Annotated in this window: 11 protein-coding genes; 9 read left to right on the top strand and 2 right to left on the bottom strand. The window is 63.1% G+C overall.

What is annotated here, in order from left to right:
* From AC1D0P_RS20070 to infA, 4 genes are all read left to right on the top strand, one after another.
* On the top strand, positions 1-186 hold a 186-nt coding region (locus AC1D0P_RS20070), incomplete at its 5' end, for a hypothetical protein (protein ID WP_477678365.1).
* On the top strand, positions 170-1,222 hold the full coding sequence (locus tag AC1D0P_RS20065) for a response regulator (protein ID WP_477678364.1): 1,053 nt from the start codon (positions 170-172) through the stop codon (positions 1,220-1,222). The genes AC1D0P_RS20070 and AC1D0P_RS20065, both read left to right, overlap by 17 nt.
* 470 nt (positions 1,223-1,692) lie before the next feature.
* Positions 1,693-1,929, top strand: coding sequence for a hypothetical protein (locus AC1D0P_RS20060; protein WP_477678363.1), 237 nt, complete (start codon positions 1,693-1,695; stop codon positions 1,927-1,929).
* Positions 1,930-1,989: 60 nt separating this feature from the next.
* Positions 1,990-2,247 (top strand): translation initiation factor IF-1, encoded by a 258-nt coding sequence (infA, locus tag AC1D0P_RS20055; protein WP_092132708.1) that lies wholly within the window; start codon positions 1,990-1,992, stop codon positions 2,245-2,247.
* Positions 2,248-2,336: 89 nt separating this feature from the next.
* On the opposite strand, the gene AC1D0P_RS20050 is transcribed toward infA, so the two are convergent.
* On the bottom strand, positions 2,337-3,692 hold the full coding sequence (locus tag AC1D0P_RS20050; RefSeq protein WP_477678362.1) for a dicarboxylate/amino acid:cation symporter: 1,356 nt from the start codon (positions 3,690-3,692) through the stop codon (positions 2,337-2,339).
* Between the two features lie 132 nt (positions 3,693-3,824).
* Positions 3,825-4,436, bottom strand: coding sequence for a DUF502 domain-containing protein (locus AC1D0P_RS20045; protein ID WP_477678361.1), 612 nt, complete (start codon positions 4,434-4,436; stop codon positions 3,825-3,827).
* 180 nt (positions 4,437-4,616) lie between these two features.
* Here AC1D0P_RS20045 and AC1D0P_RS20040 point away from each other — a divergent pair, with 180 nt between their 5' ends.
* The 5 genes from AC1D0P_RS20040 (at position 4,617) to AC1D0P_RS20020 (ending at position 6,696) form a co-directional block, all read left to right on the top strand.
* Positions 4,617-4,835: a hypothetical protein gene (locus AC1D0P_RS20040; RefSeq protein WP_477678360.1), complete on the top strand. Its 219-nt coding sequence runs from the start codon at positions 4,617-4,619 to the stop codon at positions 4,833-4,835.
* On the top strand, positions 4,832-5,194 hold the full coding sequence (locus tag AC1D0P_RS20035; RefSeq protein ID WP_477678359.1) for a hypothetical protein: 363 nt from the start codon (positions 4,832-4,834) through the stop codon (positions 5,192-5,194). The genes AC1D0P_RS20040 and AC1D0P_RS20035 overlap by 4 nt, the downstream gene beginning before the upstream one ends.
* On the top strand, positions 5,191-5,364 hold the full coding sequence (locus AC1D0P_RS20030) for a hypothetical protein (RefSeq protein WP_477678358.1): 174 nt from the start codon (positions 5,191-5,193) through the stop codon (positions 5,362-5,364). The genes AC1D0P_RS20035 and AC1D0P_RS20030 overlap by 4 nt, the downstream gene beginning before the upstream one ends.
* 209 nt (positions 5,365-5,573) lie before the next feature.
* Positions 5,574-5,795 carry a hypothetical protein gene (locus AC1D0P_RS20025; RefSeq protein WP_477653221.1) on the top strand — a complete coding sequence of 74 codons (222 nt, stop codon included), beginning with the start codon at positions 5,574-5,576 and terminating at the stop codon, positions 5,793-5,795.
* A gap of 97 nt (positions 5,796-5,892) precedes the next feature.
* A complete protein-coding gene (locus tag AC1D0P_RS20020) occupies positions 5,893-6,696 on the top strand; it encodes a hypothetical protein (RefSeq protein ID WP_477678357.1) in 804 nt (267 codons plus the stop codon).
* Positions 6,697-6,835: the final 139 nt, after the last annotated feature.

The following is a 6,835-nucleotide window of genomic DNA, read 5'->3' as shown; positions in this document are numbered from 1 at the left end:
TTGCAGGAGGTGGTCAGCCTCGGCTTTTACCGGGGCATCATGAACATGCTGGCGGAAATAGAGCGGCGGCAGCCGGACACCGCCGCGTTTGTCGACGACATGCGGGTGCTGGCGCGGCAATTCCAGTTCGAGGCCATGGGCCGCCAGCTCGCCAACCAGGAGGCCAGCCATGAGCCGCGTGCTTGAAGATTCCTCCGTGCTCAACCGCAGCCTGGACCGCACGCTGGACCGGGCCAACAGCGACGTCGTGCTGATCGTGGACGACGTGCCCGACAACCTGTCGGTGTTGCACGACGCCCTCGATGAATCCGGTTATACCGTGCTGGTGGCCACCAGCGGCGAGGCCGCGCTGCAGCGCGCGCTGCAGGCCAGGCCCGACATCGTGTTGCTGGACGCCATGATGCCCGGCATGGATGGCTTTGAAGTCGCCAAGCGCCTCAAGGCCATGGCCGAGACCACCCACATCCCCATCATCTTCATGACCGGCCTCACCGAGACCGAGCACCTGGTGGCCGCGCTGGAAGCCGGCGGCGTGGACTATGTGACCAAGCCCATCAAGCCCAAGGAGGTGATGGCGCGCATGGGCGTGCACCTGCAGGGCGCTCGCCGCGCCCGCCCGGCGGCGCGCCAGGCCGGCCCGGCGCGCAACGCACTGGACGCCTTCGGTTATGCCAGCATCACGGTGCGCATGGGCGGCACCGCCGACGGCCGGCTGGTCTGGCAGACGCCGCTGGCGCGCGAACTCCTGATGCGCTACTACGGCACCTCGGCGCCGCAGACGCCCGAGCCCGTGCTGGACTGGCTGCGCAGCCACATGGCGGACGCGGAACGGCAGGTCGAGCCGCCGCGCCTGGCGGTGGAGCAGGGGCCGCGCCGGCTGACCTTCCGGCTGCACCGGCAGACCGGTGACGGCGAAGGCGGGGTTGGAGGGGGGACCGTCAGCGGCGACTGGCTGATCGTGATGCGCGAGATCTCCGACGATGCGGTGGTGGAGGCCATGAGCCTGAGCTTCAAGCTCACGGCCCGCGAGGCCGAAGTGCTGTATTGGGTGGTCAAGGGCAAGACTAACCGCGACATCGGCGACATCCTGGGCTCCAGCCCAGCCACCGTGAAGAAGCACCTGGAGCGCGTCTACGCCAAGCTGGGCGTGGAAACCCGTACCGCCGCAGCGGGCATGGCCATGAACCGGATCCGGCAGCTGCATCCGCAGTTTGAAGGCTAGGGATATGGCCCCCACGGTCGCTCACTTCGTGTAGCTCCCTGCCCCCCGAGGGGGCCGCTGCGCCTGCGGTCTGGCAAAGCCAGTCCCGCGGCCCCGGCTTGCAGGGAAGAGGGGCGGGCCTTGCGCTGTACCGGGCTTTATGCAGCTTTATGTGTCAGCGGTTATAATGAGAGCTTCGGTAAAGCATCAGCTTTTTTCATCGAAGCCTTTTCCCAACAGGTTTCCTTCTCAATTGCGGCGCTTCCCAGAGCCCGAATCCACAGTGTTTTCAGTGCCCATACAGCCCTGAACCCTCTCAGCACTGTTCCGTTTTTCCGGCGAGCACTATTCCCGACAGTGCCCACGCATGGCTCAACCAGCCCAGCCCCTGCCAAGGGCCAGGTGGGTGGACACCGAACACCCGCCGGCTTGCTCGCAAGCCGATTCTCCTTATTTATCAAGCCGGGACACATACCCGGCATGGACTTTTTATGAACGTAGATCACACCAAAATCGCGGTGGGCAAGTACCTTGTCTCACCACTGGCCAAACAGCAAGGCGAAGGCTACGCTGCATCGGTCTCCATCCGCTCAGGCCGCGGCAGCGCCACGCACGACCGCGTGCTGCGCTTCAGCGGCCTCTTCGACAGCGCGGCCGCGGCCGTGCATTACGCGACCGAACACGCCCTGCGCTGGATCAACGAGCGCTCGACGCCCGCCTGCGCCTGAGGCCTTGCCCGCCGCAACAGACATCACCGACAATTTTTTCAATTCCCTAGGAGTTACATCATGGCCAAAGAAGAACTGATTGAAATGCATGGACTGGTCGACGAAGTGTTGCCGGATTCGCGCTTTCGCGTCACGCTCGACAACGGCCACAAGCTTGTGGCTTACACCTCGGGCAAGATGCGCAAGAACCACATCCGCATCCTTGCCGGCGACCAGGTGTCGCTGGAGCTCTCGCCCTACGACCTGAGCAAGGGCCGGATCACCTTCCGCCACATCGCAGGCCGTGGCCCAGGCCCGGCGCCGCGCCAGGCCCGTTAAACCGGCGGCTAGCCGCGCTACAAAGCACAAAGCCCGGCAGGTGGAGATTTCTCTCCACCTGCCGGGCTTTGTCATTTTTCAGCGGTGCGTCAGTGGCGGCCGGCCGCCATGTGCTCGGTCTTTTTATCGAGCAGCACCTCGGGTTCCTGTGCCTCGACCCAGTTCTCGTTGTCGAGCCCGGCCTTGAGCCTGTCGGTGTCCAGCTCGTTGGTCCATTTGGCCACTACCAGCGTGGCCACGCCGTTGCCGATCAGGTTGGTCAGCGCCCGCGCTTCCGACATGAAGCGGTCTATGCCCAGGATCAGCGCCAGTCCGGCCACGGGCACGGTGCCCACGGCCGACAGCGTGGCGGCCAGCACGATGAAACCGCTGCCGGTGATGCCGGCCGCCCCCTTGGACGTCAGCAGCAGCACCGCCAGCAGCGTGAGCTCCTGCGTGAGCGTCATCGGCGTGTTGGTGGCCTGCGCGATGAACACCGCCGCCATCGTGAGGTAGATGGACGTGCCGTCCAGGTTGAAGGAATAGCCGGTCGGGATCACCAGGCCCACGGTGGTCTTTTTCGCGCCGAGGTTCTCCATCTTTTCCATCATGCGCGGCAGCACGGACTCGGATGAAGAAGTGCCCAGCACGATCAGCAGTTCTTCCTTGATGTACTTGATGAACTTCCAGATGCTGAAGCCATGGATGCGCGCGATGGTCCCCAGCACCACGAAGATGAAGATTAGGCAGGTCGCATAGAAAGCGGCCATCAGCTTGCCAAGCGACACCAGGCTGTCCACGCCGTACGCGCCTATGGTGAAGGCCATGGCGCCGAAGGCGCCTATGGGCGCCACCTTCATGATGAAGCCGACGATGGTGAACAGCACGTGCGAGGCTTTCTCGACGAAATCGAACACCAGCGTGCCGCGCCCGCCGAAGCGGTGCAGGGCGAASCCGAACATCACCGCGATCAGCAGCACCTGCAGGATTTCGCCCTTGGCGAAGGCGTCCACCACGGTGGTCGGGATGATGTTCAGGATGAAGTCGGTCGTGCCGACCATCTTCCCGGGGCCGGTATAGGCCGCGATGGCCTTGGTGTCCAGTGTGGAGACGTCGACATTCATGCCCTGGCCCGGCTTGAACACGTTGACCAGGACCAGCCCGATGATCAGCGCGAAGGTGCTGACGACTTCAAAGTACAGCAGCGCCAGGCCGCCGGTCTTGCCGACCTTCTTCATGTCCTCCATGCCGGCGATGCCGATCACGACGGTGCAGAAGATGATGGGCGCGATCATCATCTTGATGAGCTTGATGAAGCCATCGCCCAGCGGCTTCATGTGTTTGCCGGCCTCGGGGTAAAAATGCCCGAGCAGCACACCGGCGATCACAGCGCAGATCACCTGGAAGTAGAGTGATTTGTAAAGGGGCGGCTTGCGGCGTGTTGTCTCTGTTGTGCTTGTTGTCATGGCCGGAGCGCATCAGGCTGTGCGCGGTGATGATCGGACTGCCCAATATAGCCCTGCCATGCGATTTGTCCAATGTGGGAAACCACAGATCACAAACCTTTACGCGGCCCCGGCGGCAGCGGGAAAAACCGTTCAGCCGGCCGTGCCGCCGCTGCCTTGGGCCGGCGGGCGCGCCATCCAGGCGATCAGCGAGGAGCGCATGGCTTCCTCCACCGACATGTCTATGGGCTGCACCCAGTCGGCCGGCACGAAGACCGTGTAGCCGCCGATCATGTAGCCCATGGGCAGGTAGACCGCCACGCGCTCGCCGGGCAGGAAACCGGCGGGCAGGTCGGCGAAGCTGCGGCGCGTGATCAAACCCACGATTTCCATCGCATGGCCCGGCATACGCAGGATCACCACGCTTTGCTCGCCCTGTTTGCCCGAAGGCGAAAAGTAATCAGCAAAGCTCTTGAGCGAGGAATAGATGCTTTTGACGACCGGCAGGTTGGTGAAGGGCATTTCTGCGAAAGACAGCAGCTTGCGCACACTTTGCTTGGACACCAGGTAGCCGATCACCAGGATGCTGAGCACGCCGAACACCAGGCCCAGGCCTGGAATGTAGAAGCTGCCGATCAGGGGCCGCAGAATCCACAGCGCCGCAGTTTCCATCCAGGCCAGGAAGATATACAGCAGGTAGACCGTCAAGGCCACCGGCAGGATGGTGATGAGGCCGCGAAAGAAATATTTGTAAAGGCTTTTCATGGGTTCTTTATTCGTGCCGCCCCGCAACATGCGGGCCTGGCGATGCCTGCAATATAACCATTTCAGTTGACGCTTCCGCCGTCCGGCGCCTGTCGGCCTTCTCCTACATTTTTCGGGTACTAATCACCGCAGCCTGTCATATTTCCATGCTTAAACTGGCGGCATTGCAAATAACCAAACATGGAACCCGACGTGGCTGCAGAAATGAAACCGGACACAGGCCCGCATGCCTTTGCCGCTTCGTTTTTTTTATCGCCATCGCCATCGTTCCCGCCGTTGTCAGCCATTGCGCTGAAAGTTACGTTTGCATCCCTTGATATTTTTTTGCCGCGCTCCAAGCTGCGCTGCAAGGCCACGTCCGGCCTGCCCGGATATTTTTGGAGGATTCCTGTTTCATGAGCCATTCCACACTGGTCAAAGCACAACTCAAAGCTCCCTTGCGTTCCCTGGCCCTTACCGTCGAGGAGCCCACGCCCGGCGAATTCTGCTGGCGCATTCTTGAAAGCCACCAGGACCCGCGGGTGTTTGAATCCGTCTCCTGTTCCGACATCACCTTTGAAGCCTACGACACGGCCCTTGCCACCGGCTACGGCGAACTGCAACGCCTGGTCGGCCCGGACCTCCAGTACGGGCCGCGCAGCGAGAACGACCTGCAAGTCGACCTCTTCGCCGCGGCCGCGCCCAACTCCGCTTCAAGCGGCCCCGACAAGCGCGCCGCCATTAACGGCCACCTCAAGCCGGGCGCGGTGCCGGCATGAAGCGCGACCTGGAGGCCGACTATGCGCGCCTGCGCGCGCAGCTGCAAGCCTTGCAGGCCGCACCGGTCAAGGATTTCGCGAAGATAGACCAGCTCATTGAAGCGCTTGAGAAACTTCAACTCGCCATCAAGGCGGAGCACGGCATCCAGGGCAACAATCCCCTTGAATGAGGGGCTCCAGGGTGGCGCCCTCTTGCCGGCCGCATGCATCAGCCCGTGAGCCTCGTAGCATTTTGTGACCTCGCTTGTCCTACACCTCGCGCTGTAGCAGGCCGACGAAACCCACCCCGCTCCTCGCCGTAAATTGAACCTAGCTGGCAATCAGGCCAGCGATTTACCAACCCGATTGCCCGTGATGGGCATGACCTTAGGAGTACACCATGAGAGCATCGAAACCCCTGGCTTCCGTCGTCGCCGCAGCCGCGGTGGTTGGCGCTATCGGCCTGGCCTATGCCCAGGACACCAGCACCACGACGCCTGCCACGCCGGCAGACCAGACCATGCAAAACCAGGGCAGCACAACCACCCCCAGCACGCCCTCGACCAGCACGGACACGGCCGTCACGCCGACCGAGCGTCCCGCACAGGCTGACCGCAACTAAGCCAGATCCGCCATGCAATTCCGCATGAAAACGCTCCGGATCGCCTTTGCGGTCCGGGGCGTTTTATGCGACCGATTGCATTTTTCCACCCCAAGCCATGCCCGCCCCCCTGCCTGATCTTCAGCCGCAGCCTACCGCCGCAGGCCCGGGGCCGTCGGGCACGCGGCGTTCCGACATTTTTGACGGCATCAAACAAGGCGTCCTTGTGGGCGCCGCCATCGCGGTGCTGGTCTTGCCGCTCTTCAGGCCCCATCCGGTTGCGCCCGCACCAGCGCCTGCCGCCATCCAGGCCGATGTTTCCCGGCAGGCACCGCGTGTCGCGGATTTCGGCGGTGAAACCGCCTCGACGGAAGCACGCGAAGTGGCCAACTGGGTCGTCACATCGGGCGACAACCGAAAACTCTTTTTTGTGATCCTCGACAAACTCAACACCAAGGTGTTTGTCTTCGAGCCCTCGGGCAAGCTGCGCAGCGCCACGCCGGTGCTGATCGGCGCGGCGCGCGGCGATGACTCGGTGGACGGCATAGGCGGCCGGCCCATCGCCGAAGTGCAGCCCCAGGAACGCACCACGCCCGCGGGCCGCTTCGTCGCCGAGCCCGGACGCARCGCCACGGGCGAAGACGTGGTCTGGGTCGATTACGACGCGGCCGTCTCCATGCACCGCGTGCGCACCACCGAGCCCAAAGAGCGCCGGCTGGAGCGCCTGGCGTCGCCCACCACCGAGGACAACCGCATTTCCTACGGCTGCATCAACATGCCGGTGGCTTTTTTTGAAAATGTGCTCAAGCCGGCCTTCAACGCCAGCTATGGCGTGGTCTACGTGCTGCCCGAAGTCAAGCCGCTGGCCGAGGTGTTTCCGGCGGCGCATGCGCTTGCGCTCAAGCAGGGCGGCGCCGTCTAGCCCGGCCGCTGAGCACACCACCAGCAGGACAAAAAAAAGCGGCACACTGCTTTCGCAATGCGCCGCTTTGGCTGCCGGACTCAATTCAGCCGCGATCCTTTCGGAAGCCTTGCCGACAGCCATTCGTGGACGTCGGCAC

This window comes from Polaromonas sp. P1_G2 (assembly GCF_056405515.1).
This window is presented reverse-complemented; position numbering and strand designations above follow the sequence as displayed.

Bases quoted from the DNA above. Each gene is read 5' to 3' on its own strand.
- AC1D0P_RS20040 (WP_477678360.1), top strand. From the start codon at position 4,617: ATGGAACCCGACGTGGCTGCAGAAATGAAACCGGACACAGGCCCGCAT.
- AC1D0P_RS20030 (WP_477678358.1), top strand. From the start codon at position 5,191: ATGAAGCGCGACCTGGAGGCCGACTATGCGCGCCTGCGCGCGCAGCTG.
- AC1D0P_RS20065 (WP_477678364.1), top strand. From the start codon at position 170: ATGAGCCGCGTGCTTGAAGATTCCTCCGTGCTCAACCGCAGCCTGGAC.
- infA (WP_092132708.1), top strand. From the start codon at position 1,990: ATGGCCAAAGAAGAACTGATTGAAATGCATGGACTGGTCGACGAAGTG.
- AC1D0P_RS20060 (WP_477678363.1), top strand. From the start codon at position 1,693: ATGAACGTAGATCACACCAAAATCGCGGTGGGCAAGTACCTTGTCTCA.
- AC1D0P_RS20045 (WP_477678361.1), bottom strand. From the start codon at position 4,436: ATGAAAAGCCTTTACAAATATTTCTTTCGCGGCCTCATCACCATCCTG.
- AC1D0P_RS20025 (WP_477653221.1), top strand. From the start codon at position 5,574: ATGAGAGCATCGAAACCCCTGGCTTCCGTCGTCGCCGCAGCCGCGGTG.
- AC1D0P_RS20035 (WP_477678359.1), top strand. From the start codon at position 4,832: ATGAGCCATTCCACACTGGTCAAAGCACAACTCAAAGCTCCCTTGCGT.